The sequence below is a fragment of the Bacillus sp. AFS037270 genome, from assembly GCF_002585305.1.
On sequence record NZ_NUNF01000025.1, the window covers coordinates 18,394 to 37,919 of the forward strand.

Below are 19,526 nucleotides of genomic sequence, written 5' to 3' on the forward strand. Positions count from 1 at the left end.
TTATCCCTCCTTCTTTTCTGTTAAAACGATAGTAATGTGGCTTGTGCGTTTGTTAATTTGGCTTGCACGGCCCATAGCGCGAGGACGGAAACGTTTTAAAGTTGGTCCTTCGTCGACGAATGCTTGTGCAACAACTAGATTGTTAACGTCCATTTCATAGTTGTGCTCAGCGTTTGCCATAGCAGATTTTAATACTTTCTCTACGATTGGAGAAGCAGCCTTAGGAGTGAGATTTAAAATCGCCACCGCTTCACCAACTTGCTTACCTCGGATTAGATCAACGACTAAACGTGCTTTACGAGGAGCAATACGAACTGTTCTTGCAACAGCTTTAGCTTGCATTTGGATGCCCTCCTCTCTTAACGTCTTGTTTTCTTGTCATCATTACCATGGCCTTTGTAAGCACGAGTTGGAGCGAATTCTCCAAGCTTGTGTCCTACCATGTCTTCAGTAACATATACAGGCACATGTTTGCGACCATCATAAACAGCGATAGTGTGGCCGATAAATTGTGGGAAGATCGTAGAACGGCGAGACCAAGTTTTAATAACTTGTTTACTCTCAGTTTCATTTAACTTTTCGACCTTAACCATTAAATGATCATCAACAAACGGTCCTTTTTTCAAGCTGCGACCCATGAAGGAACCTCCCTTCGTGACTGTTCTACGGTTCTTCTATGAACCGTAGCTCTAGTCCCGTTATTTTTTACGACGACGTACGATAAACTTATCTGATTTGTTTTTCTTCTTACGAGTTTTGTATCCAAGAGTTGGTTTACCCCATGGAGACATAGGTGACTTACGTCCGATTGGTGAACGTCCTTCACCACCACCGTGTGGGTGATCGTTAGGGTTCATAACAGATCCACGTACTGTTGGGCGCTTGCCTAACCAGCGTGAACGTCCTGCTTTACCAATGTTAATAAGTTCGTGTTGCTCGTTACCTACTTGACCGATAGAAGCACGGCACTCAGCAAGGATCATGCGAGTTTCACCAGAAGTTAAACGTACAAGTACGTATTTACCTTCTTTACCAAGTACTTGTGCAGATGTTCCAGCTGAACGTACAAGCTGACCACCTTTACCTGGTTTTAATTCGATGTTGTGCACAACTGTACCAACAGGAATGTTAGCTAATGGAAGTGCGTTACCCACTTTAATATCAGCCTCAGGGCCAGACATTACTTCCATACCAACTTCTAAGTTTTTAGGAGCTAAGATATAACGCTTTTCTCCATCAACATAATTAATTAATGCGATATTCGCAGAACGATTTGGATCGTACTCAATTGTAGCAACGCGTCCTGGAATGCCATCTTTGTTACGTTTAAAATCAATTAAACGATATTGACGCTTATGGCCGCCACCTTGATGACGAACAGTTAACTTACCTTGGTTATTACGGCCGCCTTTGCTCTTTAATGGAGCTAATAGAGACTTTTCTGGAGTGCTAGTTGTGATTTCAGCAAAATCAGAAACTGTCATTCCGCGACGACCATTGGAGGTAGGTTTGTACTTTTTAATCGCCATTTTATTTCCCTCCTCTTCTTGATAGCTTCTTACGCTTCAAAGATTTCGATTTCTTTGCTATCAGCAGTTAATTTAACAATAGCTTTACGACGCTTGTTTGTGTAACCGCCGAATTTACCCATACGCTTGAACTTACCTTTATAGTTCATGATGTTTACTTTATCTACATCAACGCCAAAGATTTCTTCAATAGCATCTTTAACTTGTGTTTTGTTAGCTCTAACATCAACTTCAAACGTATATTTTTTTTCAGACATTAGGTCAGTAGACCGCTCAGTGATAACGGGGCGCTTAATGATATCGCGTGCATCCATTATGCAAGCACCTCCTCTACTTTTTCAACAGCTGCTTTAGTCATGATCAATTTATCATGATTTACAACGTCTAATACGTTAATTCCTTCAGCTGTCACAACTGTTACACCAGGGATGTTACGTGCAGACAATGCAACATTCTCATCTAGGTCAGCAGTAACGATAAGTGCTTTCTTCTCAACAGAAAGACCACCTAATACTGATTTGAATTCTTTAGTTTTTGGTGCATCGAAAGTTAATGTTTCAAGTACCAAGATATTTTCTTCTAACACTTTAGATGAAAGTGCAGATTTAATCGCTAAGCGACGTACTTTTTTCGGTAATTTATAGCTATAGCTGCGTGGTGTTGGACCGAATACAGTACCACCTCCGCGCCATTGTGGTGAACGGATTGACCCTTGACGAGCACGGCCAGTTCCTTTTTGTCTCCATGGCTTACGGCCACCGCCTGCTACTTCTGAACGAACTTTAGTTTTATGAGTTCCTTGACGTAAAGAAGCTCTTTGCATAACAATCGCTTCAAATAATACGCTTTGGTTAGGCTCAATACCAAAAACCGCTTCATTAAGTTCGATATCACCAACTTGTGAACCGTTTTGGTTTAATAATGCTACTTTAGGCATTCCTTTGTTCCTCCTTTCTTACAAAGTGACTTATGCTTTAACCGCACCTTTGATTTTTAGTAATGCTTTTTTTGCACCTGGTACGTTACCTTTGATTAAAAGTAAGTTGCGTTCTGTATCAACCTTAACGATTTCAAGGTTTTGAACTGTAACTTGATCTCCACCCATACGGCCAGGTAATAATTTACCTTTGAATACACGGTTTGGAGCAACAGGTCCCATTGAACCAGGACGACGATGATAACGTGAACCGTGAGCCATTGGGCCGCGTGATTGTCCGTGGCGTTTGATAACACCTTGGAAACCTTTACCCTTTGAGATTCCTGTTACATCTACGATATCTCCTGCAGCGAAAATATCAACTTTGACTTCCTGACCAACTTCAAGTGCTGCTAAGTCATCTCCGCGGAATTCGCGAATGAAGCGCTTAGGAGCAGTATTTGCTTTCGCAACATGTCCTTTTTCAGGCTTGTTAGCTAACTTCTCACGCTTATCTTCAAAACCTACTTGAACAGCAACATATCCATCGCTATCAACTGATTTCTTTTGAAGTACTACGTTTGGAGCTACCTCAACAACAGTTACAGGAATTAAGTTCCCGTTTTCTGCAAATACTTGAGTCATACCAATTTTTCTTCCTAAGATTCCTTTGGTCATGTAAGTCACACCTCCTAATTTTGTAATAGTTTATTTGATTAAAGTTTAATTTCGATATCAACACCAGATGGTAAATCTAAACGCATTAACGCATCAACTGTTTGTGGAGTTGGGTTAACGATGTCGATTAGACGCTTATGTGTCCGCATTTCAAATTGCTCACGAGAATCTTTGTACTTATGAACCGCACGAAGAATTGTGTAAACAGACTTTTCAGTTGGAAGTGGGATCGGACCCGAAACTGCCGCACCTGAACGTTTTGCTGTTTCAACGATTTTTTCTGCAGATTGATCAAGGATTCTGTGATCATATGCTTTAAGACGGATACGAATTTTTTGTTTTGCCATTATTTTCCCTCCTTTATTCGCCTATTTTCAAAATAGACATTCTCAGTGAAAATTTCCCACACACTCGCCATGGCAAAGCGGCCGGGTGTGTCAGCAACCTTTCACATCATCGCAGTCAAAGACCAACATTGTCTATTATACATAAAACATAAAGCAAACGCAACAATTATTATGAATTTTTTCTTTATGTTTCTGTCCTGAACACTTTTTCTATTATAGCGGCTGTTATTGTCTTTTTCAACACTTAATCTAAATCTCCAAAAATCTCCTAATTTTTTTAAAAAAAATGATATATTTAAACGCTAAGCTTTTCTATTCCAATAACTATTTGATTAAACAATGTAATTGCAGTTATTGTAAATTCTCAATTATCAAATTAATATTATAGAAGAAAAACGGATATTCTATAATGAATTCTTGAGTTTTTTTTATTACTGTCATTGTTGTTAAAGCAAGATTCGGGGGAATGTATGTAAGTATTTTTTTGACCAAGTGGGTTAACTTACTCTGGTTTCAGTAATTGAAGGGGTCTTTCATTACGATGTGTGGTCCATGTTTATTGGATAGTTCGGACTCCCTCTGGCTTTTTTTGCATCCTTCCGTCCAAACTTGTTCCGACTTCGGACTCATTTCCTTTTTTTACGGGCTCCCTGTCCGAACTTAGTGTAACTTCGGATTCCAGCTCGCCTTTTTGCGGCCCCCTGTACGAACATGACACGGCTTTGGACTCCATATCAATTTTTAAGTGATCCACTGTCTGAACTTGGTCCAACTTCGGACTCCTTCTTCCTTTTTGAACGGTTCACTGTCTAAACCTAGTCCGACTTCGGACGCCATTTTCCTTTTATTCCGTCAATATTAGGTTTTAATTCAACCAGTAAATAAGAATACATAAAAAAAACAGATGGATCGTCATCCATCTGCTTTTATAGAGTTATTACTCTTGAATAGTTGTGATTGAACCTGAACCTACAGTACGTCCGCCTTCACGAATAGAGAACTTTGTTCCTTCTTCGATCGCAACTGGAGCGATAAGTTCAACAGTCATTTCGATATGGTCGCCAGGCATTACCATTTCAGTACCTTCTGGTAGGTTACAGATACCAGTAATATCAGAAGTACGGAAATAGAATTGTGGACGATAGTTTGTGAAGAATGGAGTATGACGTCCACCTTCTTCTTTAGATAATACGTAAACTTGTGCTTTGAACTTTGTGTGTGGAGTGATTGATTTTGGCTTAGCCAAAACTTGTCCACGCTCGATTTCTTCACGTGCTACACCACGAAGAAGGGCACCAATGTTGTCACCAGCTTCAGCGAAATCAAGAAGCTTACGGAACATTTCTACACCTGTTACAGTAGTAGATTTTGGCTCTTCAGTGAAACCAACGATTTCAACAACGTCACCAACTTTAACTACACCACGCTCAACACGTCCTGTAGCAACTGTTCCACGACCAGTGATTGAGAATACATCCTCAACTGGCATCATGAAAGGCTTATCAGTGTCGCGAGTTGGAGTTGGGATGAACTCGTCAACAGCAGCCATTAATTCTAGAACTTTTTCTTCCCAAGCAGCTTCGCCTTCTAAAGCTTTAAGGGCAGAACCTTTGATAACTGGAGTGTCATCGCCAGGGAAATCGTATTCTGTTAATAGATCACGGATTTCCATTTCTACTAACTCAAGAAGTTCTTCGTCGTCAACCATATCACACTTGTTCATAAATACAACAAGGTAAGGTACGCCTACCTGACGAGAAAGAAGGATGTGCTCACGAGTTTGTGGCATCGGGCCATCAGTTGCAGATACAACTAGGATACCGCCGTCCATTTGCGCAGCACCAGTGATCATGTTTTTAACATAGTCAGCGTGTCCTGGGCAATCAACGTGTGCATAGTGACGAAGATCTGTTTCATACTCAACGTGTGCAGTAGAGATTGTGATACCACGTTCTTTTTCTTCTGGTGCACCATCGATTTGATCGTATGCACGAGCTTCTGCTTTACCAGATTTAGCAAGTACAGAAGTGATTGCAGCAGTTAAAGTAGTTTTACCATGGTCAACGTGTCCGATTGTACCAATGTTAACGTGTGGCTTAGAACGGTCGAATTTAGCTTTTGCCATTTGGAAAATCCTCCTTTGGATTATAAGGTTTTAAGTATATTTTTAAGTGGAAACTGTTCAATTGCTAACCAATTTTAACAGTTTCCATTCTTACATAAGTAGTTATACTTTAAATAAAGGTGAAAATCAATTATTCACCTTTATTTTTTTTAATGATTTCTTCAGAAATAGATTTTGGTACTTCTTCATAGTGGTCAAAGTGCATAGAAAATACTCCACGACCTTGTGTACTTGAACGAAGCGCTGTTGCATAACCAAACATTTCTGAAAGTGGAACCATCGAACGAACAACTTGTGCGTTACCACGTGCTTCCATACCTTCAACACGGCCACGACGAGCAGTAATTTGTCCCATGATATCACCTAGGTAATCTTCTGGGATAACAACTTCTACTCTCATAACAGGCTCAAGGATAACTGGCTGACACTTCGAAGCAGCATTTTTAAGCGCCATTGATGCGGCAATCTTAAACGCCATTTCAGAGGAGTCAACATCATGGTAAGACCCGTCGAATAATCTTGCTTTAATATCAACTAATGGATATCCTGCAAGAACACCGCGATCTAAGGCATCTTCAAGACCAGCTTGTACCGCTGGAATGTATTCACGTGGAACCACACCACCGACGATACCGTTTACGAATTCAAATCCTTTACCTTCATCATTAGGTCCGAATTCGATCCAAACATGTCCGTATTGTCCACGACCACCAGATTGGCGGGCAAACTTACCTTCAACTTGTGCAGAAGAACGGAATGTTTCACGGTAAGCAACCTGTGGAGCACCTACGTTAGCTTCAACTTTAAATTCACGACGCATACGGTCAACAATGATATCAAGGTGAAGTTCACCCATTCCTGCAATGATGACTTGTCCAGTTTCCTGGTCAGTGTGTGCACGGAATGTTGGATCTTCTTCTTGAAGTTTTTGTAAAGCAGTTGTCATTTTGTCCTGGTCTGCTTTTGACTTAGGTTCAACTGAAAGTTGAATTACTGGCTCAGGGAATTGCATAGACTCTAGGATAACAAGGTTTTTCTCATCACATAGAGTATCACCAGTAGTAGTATCTTTCAAACCTACAGCAGCTGCAATATCACCAGCAAAAACCTTAGAGATCTCCTGACGGCTGTTTGCGTGCATTTGCAGGATACGTCCGATACGCTCACGCTTTCCTTTAGTAGAGTTCTGAACGTATGATCCAGACTCTAAAGTACCAGAGTAAACGCGGAAGAACGTTAATTTACCAACATAAGGGTCAGTCATAACTTTAAACGCAAGAGCTGAGAATGGCTCTTCATCGCTTGAGTGACGCTCAAGGATTTCATCTTCATCATCAACTGCATGACCTTTGATTGCAGGCACGTCTAGCGGAGATGGAAGATAGTCGATAACTGCGTCCAACATTAACTGAACACCTTTATTTTTGAATGCTGATCCACAGATTACTGGGTAGAATTCAACGTTAACAGTACCTTTACGAATAGCAGCTTTAAGCTCTTCTTTAGAGATTTCCTCTCCACCAAGGTATTTTTCCATTAACTCTTCATCTAACTCTGCAACTGCTTCTACTAATTTCTCATGGTACTCTTCTGCTTGAGCACGGAATTCTTCTGGAATTTCACGTACTTCAATGTCTGTACCTAAGTCATTGCTGTAGAATACTGCATTCATTTCAACAAGGTCGATAATGGCTTCGAATTGGTCTTCTGCACCAATTGGAAGTTGAATTGGGTGTGCATTCGCTTGAAGACGGTCATGAATGGTTCCTACAGAATATAAGAAGTCCGCTCCGATTTTATCCATCTTGTTAACGAAAACAACACGTGGTACACCGTAGGTTGTTGCTTGACGCCACACTGTTTCAGTTTGTGGCTCAACGCCAGATTGCGCATCAAGTACTGCAACTGCGCCATCAAGAACACGAAGGGAACGTTCAACTTCAACAGTGAAGTCTACGTGTCCTGGTGTGTCAATGATATTTACGCGGTGACCTTTCCACGAAGCAGTTGTTGCTGCAGACGTGATGGTAATTCCGCGTTCTTGTTCTTGCTCCATCCAGTCCATCTGAGAAGCACCTTCATGTGTTTCACCAATCTTATGAATACGACCAGTGTAATAAAGGACACGCTCAGTGGTAGTCGTCTTACCGGCATCGATGTGAGCCATGATGCCGATATTACGAGTATTTGCTAAGGAGAACTCTCTTGCCATTGGGTCTTTCTCCTTCCTAGTATGAAAGTTTTTATATTGAAGGTTAAATTACCAACGATAGTGAGCAAACGCTTTGTTTGCTTCTGCCATTTTGTGTGTATCTTCGCGTTTCTTAACAGATGCACCACTGTTGTTAGCTGCATCCATGATTTCGTTCGCTAAACGCTCTTCCATCGTTTTTTCACCGCGAAGACGCGCATAGTTCACTAACCAGCGAAGACCTAAAGTAGTACGACGGTCAGGGCGCACCTCAACTGGTACTTGATAGTTTGCACCACCTACACGACGAGCTCTAACTTCAAGTACAGGCATGATGTTTTTCATAGCTGCATCAAAAGTTTCCATTGGCTCTTTGCCAGTACGTTCGCGAATTGTGTCAAACGCAGAATAAAGAATTTCTTGAGATTTACCTCTTTTACCATCGATCATCATTTTATTGATAAGACGAGTAACTAATTTTGAATTGTAAAGTGGATCAGGTAACACGTCTCTTTTTGCTACAGGACCTTTACGTGGCATTTTGTTTCCTCCTTTCAAAGAAGCTTCTATTTTAGTGTGATTTATTTCTTAGCTGCTTTTGGTCTCTTAGTACCATATTTAGAACGGCCTTGCATACGGTTGTTTACACCAGCAGTATCAAGCGCTCCACGTACGATGTGATAACGTACCCCCGGTAAGTCCTTTACACGTCCTCCGCGAATAAGAACAACACTGTGCTCTTGAAGGTTGTGGCCGATACCAGGAATGTATGCTGTCACCTCGATACCATTTGTCAAACGTACACGAGCATATTTACGTAACGCTGAGTTTGGTTTCTTTGGAGTCATTGTACCAACACGAGTACACACTCCGCGTTTTTGTGGTGAAGATACATTTGTTTGAGATTTCTTGAAGCTGTTGTAACCTTTATTAAGCGCTGGTGATTTTGACTTTTCCTCTTTTGATTGACGAGGCTTGCGCACTAATTGGTTAATAGTAGGCATGAATTTTTCCTCCCTTCGTTATTTGTAAGTCCACACATCCAGGTGGTTCATTTTTTTGCAAAAACAAAGTTCTTGCAGATCCTCTATCTACAAAAACAGTTTTTAACGGATAATAGCAACAGTTGCAGCACCAACTTCTATTCCACATGCTTTTCCGAGTTTTTTCATCGAATCGACATAGTGGACAGGAACATCCATTAAGAGTGCTTCTTCAACGACTTTTGCCGTTAATCTCGGCTCAGCGTCGCTCGCAACGAGAATCTCTTGAACGTTTCCTTCTTTTAGTACTTTCACTGCTTGTTTTGTTCCTATAACAGTCTTGCGTGCTTGTAATACTTTTTCATAAGACATAACTACATCCTCCAAAGTATCTGGAATAGAAGCACCTTTGATATAGTATCATCTTACCAAAAAGATGTCAACTAATGTTTCGATTTTTTATTCAATCCAGGTATTGGAAAAAGAATTCTTAAAAATCGGTACCTGCTTAATTGGCAGGTACCGAGAATTTAATTAGTCAATTGCAACAGTTTCTTCGGACGTTGTATCACGTAATACTGGCTCTGCTTTACGGTAACGCTGCATTCCTGTACCAGCAGGAACAAGTTTACCGATGATAACATTTTCTTTCAAGCCGAGTAACTCATCACGTTTTCCTTTAATTGCGGCATCAGTAAGAACTCTAGTTGTTTCTTGGAAAGATGCTGCAGACAAGAATGAATCTGTTTCAAGTGATGCTTTGGTAATACCAAGTAAGACTGGACGACCAGTCGCAGGAAGTTTACCTTCAAGAAGCGCCTTCTCGTTAGCATCAGTAAACTGATGAATATCAAGAAGTGTACCTGGCAGAACATCTGTTTCCCCTGCATCGCTGACGCGGATCTTACGCAGCATTTGACGAACCATTACTTCGACGTGCTTATCGCCAATTTCAACCCCTTGCATACGGTAAACCTTTTGAACCTCACGCAATAGGTATTCTTGAACGGAAGTAACGTCTTTTACTTTGATTAATTCTTTCGGGTCAATCGAACCTTCTGTCAGTTCCTGACCACGATTAACACGATCATTGATTGCTACTTTCAAACGGGCTGTGTATGGAGCATTATAGGTACGAGATTCCACTTCACCTTGAACCACGATTTCATGCTGGCGGTCACGGCCTTCATTAATCCCGACAACAATACCTTCAATTTCAGAGATAACAGCTTGACCTTTAGGGTTACGCGCTTCAAAAATCTCTTGGATACGCGGTAAACCTTGTGTAATATCGTCTCCGGCAACCCCACCGGTATGGAATGTACGCATCGTTAACTGTGTACCTGGCTCACCGATCGATTGGGCAGCAATAATTCCGACTGCTTCACCGACCTCAACCTCTTGGCCTGTTGCCAAGTTACGGCCATAGCACTTCTTACATACACCATGACGAGTGTTACATGTAAAGGCAGATCTGATTTTTACTTCTTCAATTCCTGCATTTACGATCACTTCTGCTAAATCCTCTGTAATTAAGCCATTTTCAGGCACAATGACTTCTTTTGTCTCTGGATGTCTAATTGGTGTACGAGCATAACGACCGATTAGACGTTCATCTAAACCTTCGATTGTTTCTGTTCCATCTTTTAAGGCACTGATTAAGAAGCCGCGGTCAGTACCGCAATCGTCCTCACGAACAATGACATCTTGGGCAACGTCAACTAAACGACGTGTTAAGTAACCTGAGTCAGCTGTCTTAAGAGCCGTATCGGCAAGACCTTTACGGGCACCGTGAGTCGAGATAAAGTACTCTAATACAGTTAATCCTTCACGGAAACTTGATTTAATCGGTAATTCAATGATACGTCCTGCCGGGTTGGCCATCAGACCACGCATACCAGCAAGCTGTGTAAAGTTAGAGGCGTTACCACGGGCACCGGAATCACTCATCATAAAGATCGGATTCGATTTATTCAAGGACTTCATCAGTTTACCTTGAATAGTGTCTTTCGCAGCACTCCAGATCGCAATAACACGATCGTAACGCTCATCTTCAGTAATAAGACCACGTCTGAATTGCTTCATTACGTTATCTACTTTTTCTTGAGCTTCATGGAGAATTTGCGGTTTTTCAGGAAGTACGACAATATCAGCCACACCAACTGTTAAACCAGCTTTAGTTGAATGCTTAAAGCCTAAATCCTTCATGCGGTCAAGCATTTTTGATGTTTCGGTAATTTTGAATCGTTTAAAGACCTCAGCAATGATATTTCCAAGAATTTTCTTTTTAAATGGATCAATCAATGGCATTTCTTTAATTCTAGCTTTTACGTCTTCACCCTTTTCAATAAAATACTTGGCAGGTGTTTCGACTTCTAAATTATGCCTTGTCGGCTCATTAATATATGGGAATGACTTCGGAAGAATTTCATTAAAAATAAGTTTACCAACCGTTGTCATTAATAACTTATTATTTTGTTCTTCTGTAAATGTTTCATTGCCCAATGAACCAGCATGAACAGCTACACGTGTATGGAAGTGTACATAGCCGTTTTGGTAGGCAAGGATCGCTTCACTAGTGTCTTTAAAGACCATACCTTCACCAATTGTGCCTTCACGCTCTAAGGTTAAGTAATAGTTACCTAATACCATGTCCTGAGAAGGTGTAACAACTGGCTTACCATCTTTAGGGTTCAAGATATTTTGAGCCGCTAGCATCAACAGACGAGCCTCTGCTTGAGCTTCAGACGATAGTGGTACGTGAACAGCCATTTGGTCACCGTCAAAGTCTGCGTTGTAGGCAGTACATACCAGTGGATGCAGACGAATTGCCCGTCCTTCAACGAGTGTTGGTTCAAATGCCTGGATCCCTAATCTATGCAATGTAGGGGCACGATTCAATAGAACCGGATGCTCCTTAATAACATCTTCAAGTACATCCCATACATCTGGAGATACTCGTTCGATTTTACGTTTCGCAGATTTAATATTGTGTGCCAAACCTTTTTCAACAAGCTCCTTCATCACAAATGGCTTGAATAGTTCAAGAGCCATTTCTTTAGGAAGTCCACACTGATACATTTTTAAGTTCGGACCTACAACAATAACGGAACGGCCGGAATAGTCAACACGTTTACCGAGCAAGTTTTGACGGAAACGGCCTTGTTTACCTTTAAGCATATGAGAAAGCGATTTTAACGGACGGTTACCAGGACCAGTAACTGGTCGGCCGCGGCGGCCGTTATCGATTAATGCATCAACTGCTTCTTGAAGCATACGCTTTTCATTTTGAACGATAATGCTAGGCGCACCAAGATCTAATAAACGCTTTAAGCGGTTATTACGGTTAATAACTCGACGATAAAGGTCGTTTAAGTCAGATGTTGCAAAACGTCCCCCATCCAATTGTACCATTGGACGAAGCTCAGGCGGGATTACTGGAAGTACGTCCAGAATCATCCATGATGGCTCATTTCCTGAGTTACGGAAGGCCTCGAGCACTTCAAGGCGCTTTATTGCGCGAGTACGGCGCTGGCCTTGTGCTGTCTTAAGTTCTTCCTTAAGGATGTCTACTTCTTTATTTAAATCAATATCAGAAAGAAGCTTTTTAATCGCTTCTGCCCCCATGGCAGCTTGGAATTTATTTCCGTACTTTTCACGATAGGCACGATATTCTTTTTCGGATAAAAGATGTTTTTTATCAAGTGGAGTATCACCTGATTCTGTCACAACATAAGAAGCAAAATAGATAACTTCCTCCAAAGCACGAGGGGACATGTCTAATACAAGACCCATTCGGCTTGGAATCCCTTTAAAATACCAAATATGTGAGACAGGTGCAGCTAGCTCGATATGACCCATACGTTCACGACGTACTTTTGCACGTGTTACTTCAACACCACAGCGGTCACAAACGACACCTTTGTAACGGACACGCTTATATTTTCCGCAATGACATTCCCAGTCCTTTGTTGGACCAAAGATTCGCTCACAGAATAAGCCGTCTTTCTCAGGTTTTAACGTACGATAGTTAATGGTTTCTGGCTTTTTCACTTCTCCGAATGACCATGAACGGATTTTATCCGGTGAAGCAAGACCAATTTTCATATATTCAAAATTATTAACGTCAAGCAAGGGGCCTACCTCCCTTTCGATATCCAGGTTCTACCCTTATTAGAAAAGCGGAAGCGCACACACATGTTGTGTGCGCTGCAGCTCGAGAAATTACTCTTTTGAACCTACTTTTTCAGATTCGAAACTTGGTGCATCTGGTGCGATGTTTAGTGTGTCAACTTGTTGTAAGTCGTCATCATCTTCCGTATCTCGCATTTCAATTTCTTCTTCATCACCAGAAAGGATTTTTACATCCATACCTAAGCTTTGAAGTTCTTTAATTAATACTTTGAATGATTCAGGAACACCTGGCTCCGGAACATTTTCACCTTTAACGATGGCTTCATATGTTTTCACACGGCCAACAACATCGTCGGATTTAACAGTAAGGATTTCTTGAAGTGTATAGGCTGCACCGTATGCTTCAAGCGCCCAAACCTCCATCTCACCGAAACGCTGACCACCGAATTGAGCTTTACCACCCAACGGCTGCTGTGTAACAAGTGAGTATGGTCCTGTAGAACGGGCATGGAGTTTATCGTCAACCATGTGCGCCAATTTAATCATATACATGACACCAACTGATACACGGTTATCAAATGGTTCCCCTGAACGGCCATCATACAGAACAGTTTTGGCATCACGAGCCATACCTGCTTCTTCAATCGTACCCCAAACATCTTCCTCACGCGCACCGTCAAATACCGGTGTTGCAACATGAATGCCGAGGTATCTTGCTGCCATACCTAAATGGAGCTCAAGCACCTGACCGATATTCATACGAGATGGTACCCCTAATGGGTTTAACATGATATCTACCGGTGTACCGTCTGGTAAGTAAGGCATATCTTCTTCCGGTAAAATCCGTGAGATAACCCCTTTGTTACCGTGACGACCCGCCATTTTATCCCCTTGGTGAATCTTACGTTTCTGAACGATATAGACACGGACAAGCTGGTTTACACCTGGTGGCAATTCATCGCCATCTTCACGGTTAAAGACTTTAACATCATGTACGATACCGCCGCCGCCATGCGGAACTCTTAGTGACGTATCGCGGACTTCACGAGCTTTTTCACCAAAAATAGCATGGAGAAGGCGTTCTTCTGCAGTTAATTCAGTTACACCTTTTGGCGTAACTTTACCAACAAGAAGGTCACCGTCTTTTACTTCTGCACCCGTACGAATAATACCGCGTTCATCCAAATTACGAAGAGCATCCTCCCCTACGTTTGGAATATCACGGGTAATTTCCTCAGGTCCAAGTTTTGTATCACGAGATTCTGATTCATATTCTTCAATATGAATAGAAGTATAGACATCATCTTTTACAAGACGTTCGCTCATAATGATGGCATCTTCATAGTTATAACCATCCCATGTCATGAAGGCAACCAGAACGTTTCGTCCAAGCGCTAACTCTCCCAATTCCATGGATGGACCGTCAGCTAAAATCTCGCCTTTTTTCACACGGTCGCCAACAGCCACGATTGGACGTTGGTTATAGCACGTACCTTGGTTCGAACGGATAAATTTCAATAAACGATATTTTTTAAGATCGCCTTTTACTTCTTGGCCATCTACTTCTTTCACTTCACGAACCCAAACTTCACGGGCCTCAACATGTTCAACAATACCATCCTGCTTACAGATGACCGCTGCACCGGAGTCTTTACCTGATACATATTCCATACCAGTTCCAACTCTTGGTGCCTCTGGCTGCATAAGCGGCACCGCTTGACGCTGCATGTTCGCACCCATCAAGGCACGGTTTGAGTCATCATTTTCAAGGAACGGAATACACGCAGTCGCCGCAGATACTACCTGTTTTGGTGATACATCCATGTAGTCAATTCGTTCACGTTTAACTACTGTGTTTTCACCACGGAAACGAGCCACTACCTCTTCATCGAGGAAGGCACCGTCATCACCAAGACGAGAGTTCGCCTGTGCAACTACATAGTTATCTTCTTCATCCGCTGTCAGGTAATCGATTCGGCTTGTAACCTTACCGGTATCTGGATCAACTCGGCGGTATGGTGTTTCAATAAATCCAAAACGGTTTACCTTCGCATAAGATGAAAGCGAGTTGATCAAACCAATGTTTGGACCTTCAGGCGTTTCAATTGGACACATACGTCCGTAGTGGGAATAGTGTACGTCACGTACTTCCATCCCTGCACGTTCACGCGTTAAACCACCAGGTCCTAATGCTGAAAGACGGCGCTTATGAGTTAACTCAGCAAGCGGGTTGGTTTGGTCCATGAATTGTGATAATTGTGAGCTTCCGAAGAACTCTTTGATTGATGCAATAACCGGACGAATGTTAATCAATTGCTGCGGTGTAATGGTTGCAGTATCTTGGATAGACATTCTCTCGCGGACAACACGTTCCATACGCGATAATCCAATCCGGAACTGGTTCTGCAATAGTTCACCAACAGAACGCAGACGTCTGTTACCTAAATGGTCGATATCATCTGTATCGCCTACTCCATGTAATAAATTAAAGAAGTAGCTAATCGATGCAATGATGTCGGCAGGTGTAATATTTTTAATTGGCTCAGCAACATATGCATTACCCAATACGTTAATGACTTTTTCATTTTCATCGCCAGGTGCATAGATCTTAATGCCTTGAAGAATTATTTCTTCGTCTACTACACCACCAACAGGATTATGGCCTCTGAAATTAATATTCTTTTCAAGGGCAGGTATAATTCTGTCAAGGTTTCTCCTATCGAGGAGGGTCCCTTTTTCTGCAATGATTTCACCAGTTTCAGGATCCGCAAGTGATTCGGCTAAACGTTGGTTGAATAAGCGATTTTTAATATGAAGCTTTTTATTGATTTTGTAACGACCAACATTCGCCAGATCATAACGCTTCGGATCAAAGAAACGAGACACTAACAAACTCTTAGCGTTATCAACTGTCGGCGGTTCGCCAGGACGAAGACGCTCATAAATTTCTAATAGCGCTTTGTCAACACCCTCTGTATTATCCTTCTCAAGGGTATTGCGGATGTACTCGTTATCACCAATCAATTCAATGATTTCTTGATCGGAACCAAAGCCTAATGCACGCAAAAGAACCGTAACGGGCAGTTTCCGAGTACGATCTATTCTTACATAAACAACATCTTTGGCATCTGTTTCATACTCCAGCCAAGCTCCGCGGTTCGGAATTACTGTCGCAGTAAAACCTTTTTTACCATTTTTATCAAGTTTTCCACTAAAGTAAACGCTCGGTGAACGCACTAATTGTGATACTATAACGCGTTCTGCCCCATTAATGACAAATGTACCTGTTTCTGTCATTAGCGGGAAATCACCCATAAATACATCTTGGTCTTTTACTTCACCAGTTTCTTTGTTTACAAGACGTACTTTTACACGTAATGGAGCAGAATATGTAACGTCCCGTTCTTTAGATTCTTCTACAGAATACTTTGGATCGCCAAGGCTGTAATCAATAAATTCCAGTGATAGGTTACCAGTAAAATCCTCAATCGGTGAAATATCCTGAAACATTTCACGTAATCCCTCATCCAGAAACCATTGATAAGAAGAGGTTTGGATTTCAATGAGATTTGGTAATTCTAAAACTTCACTGATTCGTGCGTAACTTCTACGTTGGCGGTGTCGTCCATACTGAACTAGTTGACCTGTCAACTGATTCACCCCTCAAATCAAGCGTTTTTTAATAAATCTATTACGTCTAACAGTAGAACCAAAGACTCCACCAATTAGACAAAAAGAAAAAGGGTTTTTTACTCAAAAACCACATTTTCACATTTTGATTATTATTTTGTCATCATTTCCTTCTTATGCCGTTTTTATACTTATAAATAAGTATTTTAAGGAATAATTCGGAAATTATTATGATGGCATTTTATAATGCTACCACAACGACAAATACGAGTCAACTATTTTATAGCCTTAATAATAAAATAACCTTTGGATTTGTCAACTGTCTCGACATCAGAAAAAAGGGTTTTTAATTTTTCAATCGCTGACGGCGCTCCTTGTTTCTTTTGAATAACAATCCAAAGCTCGCCATTTGAAACAAGATGCTCATAGCTTTGTTCAAAAATATCATGAACAGTCTGTTTACCAGCTCTAATGGGCGGATTTGTTAATATAGCTGCGAAGGTATCCCCTTTAACATTTAACAAGCGATCACTTTCATAGATGTCGACATTTGTAATCTTGTTTAAGGATGCATTTTCCTTTGCCAGTTCAATCGCTCGTTCATTAACATCGACCATGTGGACAATACGGTTACTAAATTCTTTTGCTATCGATAAGCCAATAGGTCCATAGCCGCAACCTACATCTAGAACGCTGCCTTCCACCTCTGGCATGATAAATGACTCTATGAGTATACGTGAGCCAAAATCTACTTCTCTTTTTGAAAAAACACCATTATCGGTTTTAAAGCGAAAAGAATGCTTTCGCAATGTAAAATCCCAAAATTTCGGATCACTTTCCACCTTTTGAGTTCGAGAGTAGTAGTGTTCTGACATAAGCTCACCTCCGGAGAGTAGTAATTGAAGAATAAAAGAGGACTGGCGCAATCGTTAATTAATTTAAGCCAAAAAAAGCCCGCTTATGCAGCGAGCTTTTTTATAGTAGAATTACTTAACTTCAACGTTAGCTCCAACTTCATCAAGCTTAGCTTTGATTGCTTCAGCTTCTTCTTTAGCAACGCCTTCTTTAATTGCTTTAGGAGTGTTATCAACAAGATCTTTTGCTTCTTTAAGACCAAGACCAGTGATTTCACGAACAACTTTGATAACTTTGATTTTTTGATCGCCAGCGCTAGCTAGGATTACATCAAATTCAGTTTGCTCTTCAACAGCAGCAGCTCCAGCTCCGCCAGCCATTGCTACAGGAGCAGCAGCAGTTACGCCGAATTCTTCTTCGATTGCTTTTACAAGATCGTTAAGTTCTAAAACAGTCATAGATTTAACTGCTTCAATGATTTGTTCTTTAGTCATGATTAAGTTTCCTCCTTAGTTTTCGTTACGTTTTATTTTTTTTAGGCTGTTAGTGTTAGCTTACGCGCCTTGTTCTTCTTTTTGGTCTGCCACTGCTTTTGCAGCAAGGGCAAGATTGCGAATTGGAGCTTGTAGTACGCTGAGTAGCATAGAAAGCAATCCTTCGCGTGATGGTAGATCTGCAAGAGCTTTAATCTCTTCAGCTGTTGCGACGTTACCTTCGATAACACCTGCTTTAAGTTCAAGCGCCTCGTGTTTTTTAGCAAAGTCATTCAAGATTTTTGCTGGTGCTACTACATCTTCAGTACTGAACGCAATTGCGTTCGGACCTGTTAATGCATCGTTCAAGCTAGAAAGCTCAGCTGCATCAGCTGCACGGCGTACCATTGAGTTTTTATAAACTTTAAATTCAACGCCTGCTTCACGAAGTTGTTTACGAAGCTCAGTTACTTCTGCAACTGAAAGACCACGGTAATCAACAACGACAGTTGATACACTTGCTTTTAACTTATCAGTAATTTCGTCAACTAATTGTTTCTTTATTTCGATTACACTGCTCATCTTTACACCTCCTGTAGATTATCTACATTTATACCAGGTAAAGTAAACTTGCCGACTGACAAGCCGTCAGGCGAGGACAAGGCATAGTTGCACTTGTGCAAATAAGAATTTAGACAATAAATTTTTATTTGCCAAGTAAAAACCTCCACATCAATCGAGACATGGAGGCAGCATACAACAGCTGAATAATCAGCCAATTCTATATCGCTCTACCTCGGCAGGAAATTAAGCGATAATCGCACCTGCTGTCTACAGTACAAATGTTTTATTTTAAACAACAAAATAGATTATATAAAATATACTCTAAATTGTCAATTGGTAATAAATTACTTCGCTGCAACAGTAGATGGATCTACTTTTACGCCAGGTCCCATTGTTGAAGATACAGTTACATTCTTCATATAAGTACCCTTTGCAGCTGCAGGTTTAGCTTTAAGCATTGTATCGAAAATAGTGTTGAAGTTTTCAACAAGCTTTTCGTTTTCGAAAGATGATTTACCGATAGGAACATGAATGTTACCAGACTTATCTACACGGTATTCAACTTTACCTGCTTTAATTTCGTTGATAGCTCTTGTTACATCAAATGTAACAGTACCAGTCTTAGGGTTTGGCATTAAGCCTTTAGGTCCTAATACACGACCAAGTTTACCAACTTCACCCATCATGTCTGGAGTTGCTACGATTACATCAAAATCAAACCAACCTTGTTGGATTTTGTTGATGTATTCAGAATCTCCTACATAATCAGCGCCAGCTGCTTCTGCTTCTTTCACTTTCTCACCCTTAGCGAATACTAAAACGCGTTGAGTTTTACCAGTTCCGTTAGGAAGCACAACTGCACCACGGATTTGTTGGTCTGCTTTCTTAGGATCTACACCTAAACGGAAAGCCACTTCAAGAGTTGCATCAAATTTAGTGAAGTTTGTTTTCTTAGCAAGATCAATTGCTTCTGCAATTGGGTATGCTTTTAAGCGATCTACAAGCTTTGAAGCTTCTAAATACTTTTTACCTTTTTTAGCCATTTTTATTTCCTCCTAGATTGTGGTTTTAGCGAATTATTCTCCCACGCCGAAAAGCCGA

General features: G+C 41.1%; 19 protein-coding genes and 1 other annotated feature. All 19 genes read right to left on the reverse strand.

Translation table 11 applies throughout. The features are described from left to right. The 19 genes from rplV to rplA all read right to left on the reverse strand — a co-directional run bounded on the left by rplV (position 1) and on the right by rplA (position 19,468). Positions 1-342: a 50S ribosomal protein L22 gene (rplV, locus tag COD92_RS13150; RefSeq protein ID WP_098533214.1), complete on the reverse strand. Its 342-nt coding sequence runs from the start codon at positions 340-342 to the stop codon at positions 1-3. A gap of 17 nt (positions 343-359) precedes the next feature. Next, positions 360-638 carry a 30S ribosomal protein S19 gene (gene rpsS, locus COD92_RS13155; RefSeq protein ID WP_026565526.1) on the reverse strand — a complete coding sequence of 93 codons (279 nt, stop codon included), beginning with the start codon at positions 636-638 and terminating at the stop codon, positions 360-362. A gap of 60 nt (positions 639-698) precedes the next feature. Then, on the reverse strand, positions 699-1,529 hold the full coding sequence (rplB, locus tag COD92_RS13160; RefSeq protein ID WP_098533215.1) for a 50S ribosomal protein L2: 831 nt from the start codon (positions 1,527-1,529) through the stop codon (positions 699-701). A gap of 29 nt (positions 1,530-1,558) precedes the next feature. After that, complete coding sequence (gene rplW, locus COD92_RS13165; protein WP_176541446.1) at positions 1,559-1,846, reverse strand: 50S ribosomal protein L23; 288 nt, start codon at positions 1,844-1,846, stop codon at positions 1,559-1,561. After that, complete coding sequence (rplD, locus tag COD92_RS13170) at positions 1,843-2,466, reverse strand: 50S ribosomal protein L4 (protein WP_098533219.1); 624 nt, start codon at positions 2,464-2,466, stop codon at positions 1,843-1,845. The genes rplW and rplD overlap by 4 nt, the downstream gene beginning before the upstream one ends. A 30-nt stretch (positions 2,467-2,496) precedes the next feature. Continuing rightward, a complete protein-coding gene (gene rplC / locus COD92_RS13175) occupies positions 2,497-3,123 on the reverse strand; it encodes a 50S ribosomal protein L3 (RefSeq protein WP_098533221.1) in 627 nt (208 codons plus the stop codon). Between the two features lie 38 nt (positions 3,124-3,161). Next, on the reverse strand, positions 3,162-3,470 hold the full coding sequence (gene rpsJ, locus COD92_RS13180) for a 30S ribosomal protein S10 (RefSeq protein WP_007085291.1): 309 nt from the start codon (positions 3,468-3,470) through the stop codon (positions 3,162-3,164). Between the two features lie 556 nt (positions 3,471-4,026). Beyond that, positions 4,027-4,242: a hypothetical protein gene (locus COD92_RS13185; protein WP_098533223.1), complete on the reverse strand. Its 216-nt coding sequence runs from the start codon at positions 4,240-4,242 to the stop codon at positions 4,027-4,029. Between the two features lie 165 nt (positions 4,243-4,407). Then, positions 4,408-5,595 (reverse strand): elongation factor Tu, encoded by a 1,188-nt coding sequence (tuf, locus tag COD92_RS13190; protein WP_098533225.1) that lies wholly within the window; start codon positions 5,593-5,595, stop codon positions 4,408-4,410. A gap of 130 nt (positions 5,596-5,725) precedes the next feature. Beyond that, on the reverse strand, positions 5,726-7,807 hold the full coding sequence (gene fusA / locus COD92_RS13195) for an elongation factor G (protein ID WP_098533227.1): 2,082 nt from the start codon (positions 7,805-7,807) through the stop codon (positions 5,726-5,728). A 48-nt stretch (positions 7,808-7,855) separates the two neighbouring features. Then, positions 7,856-8,326, reverse strand: coding sequence for a 30S ribosomal protein S7 (rpsG, locus tag COD92_RS13200; protein ID WP_098533229.1), 471 nt, complete (start codon positions 8,324-8,326; stop codon positions 7,856-7,858). 41 nt (positions 8,327-8,367) lie between these two features. Beyond that, positions 8,368-8,790, reverse strand: coding sequence for a 30S ribosomal protein S12 (gene rpsL, locus COD92_RS13205; RefSeq protein WP_026565517.1), 423 nt, complete (start codon positions 8,788-8,790; stop codon positions 8,368-8,370). Between the two features lie 102 nt (positions 8,791-8,892). Next, positions 8,893-9,141: a 50S ribosomal protein L7ae-like protein gene (locus COD92_RS13210; RefSeq protein WP_098533231.1), complete on the reverse strand. Its 249-nt coding sequence runs from the start codon at positions 9,139-9,141 to the stop codon at positions 8,893-8,895. A gap of 162 nt (positions 9,142-9,303) precedes the next feature. Then, a complete protein-coding gene (gene rpoC / locus COD92_RS13215) occupies positions 9,304-12,903 on the reverse strand; it encodes a DNA-directed RNA polymerase subunit beta' (RefSeq protein WP_098533233.1) in 3,600 nt (1,199 codons plus the stop codon). 90 nt (positions 12,904-12,993) lie between these two features. Then, positions 12,994-16,554 carry a DNA-directed RNA polymerase subunit beta gene (gene rpoB / locus COD92_RS13220; protein ID WP_098533235.1) on the reverse strand — a complete coding sequence of 1,187 codons (3,561 nt, stop codon included), beginning with the start codon at positions 16,552-16,554 and terminating at the stop codon, positions 12,994-12,996. A 254-nt stretch (positions 16,555-16,808) separates the two neighbouring features. Next, positions 16,809-17,408, reverse strand: coding sequence for a class I SAM-dependent methyltransferase (locus COD92_RS13225; RefSeq protein ID WP_098533237.1), 600 nt, complete (start codon positions 17,406-17,408; stop codon positions 16,809-16,811). A gap of 111 nt (positions 17,409-17,519) precedes the next feature. Beyond that, on the reverse strand, positions 17,520-17,882 hold the full coding sequence (gene rplL, locus COD92_RS13230; protein ID WP_098533239.1) for a 50S ribosomal protein L7/L12: 363 nt from the start codon (positions 17,880-17,882) through the stop codon (positions 17,520-17,522). Between the two features lie 60 nt (positions 17,883-17,942). Next, positions 17,943-18,443 carry a 50S ribosomal protein L10 gene (gene rplJ / locus COD92_RS13235; protein ID WP_098533241.1) on the reverse strand — a complete coding sequence of 167 codons (501 nt, stop codon included), beginning with the start codon at positions 18,441-18,443 and terminating at the stop codon, positions 17,943-17,945. 127 nt (positions 18,444-18,570) lie between these two features. Next, positions 18,571-18,716 (reverse strand) — a sequence feature (ribosomal protein L10 leader region). A 53-nt stretch (positions 18,717-18,769) separates the two neighbouring features. Beyond that, a complete protein-coding gene (rplA, locus tag COD92_RS13240; RefSeq protein ID WP_098533243.1) occupies positions 18,770-19,468 on the reverse strand; it encodes a 50S ribosomal protein L1 in 699 nt (232 codons plus the stop codon). Positions 19,469-19,526 lie beyond the last annotated feature (58 nt).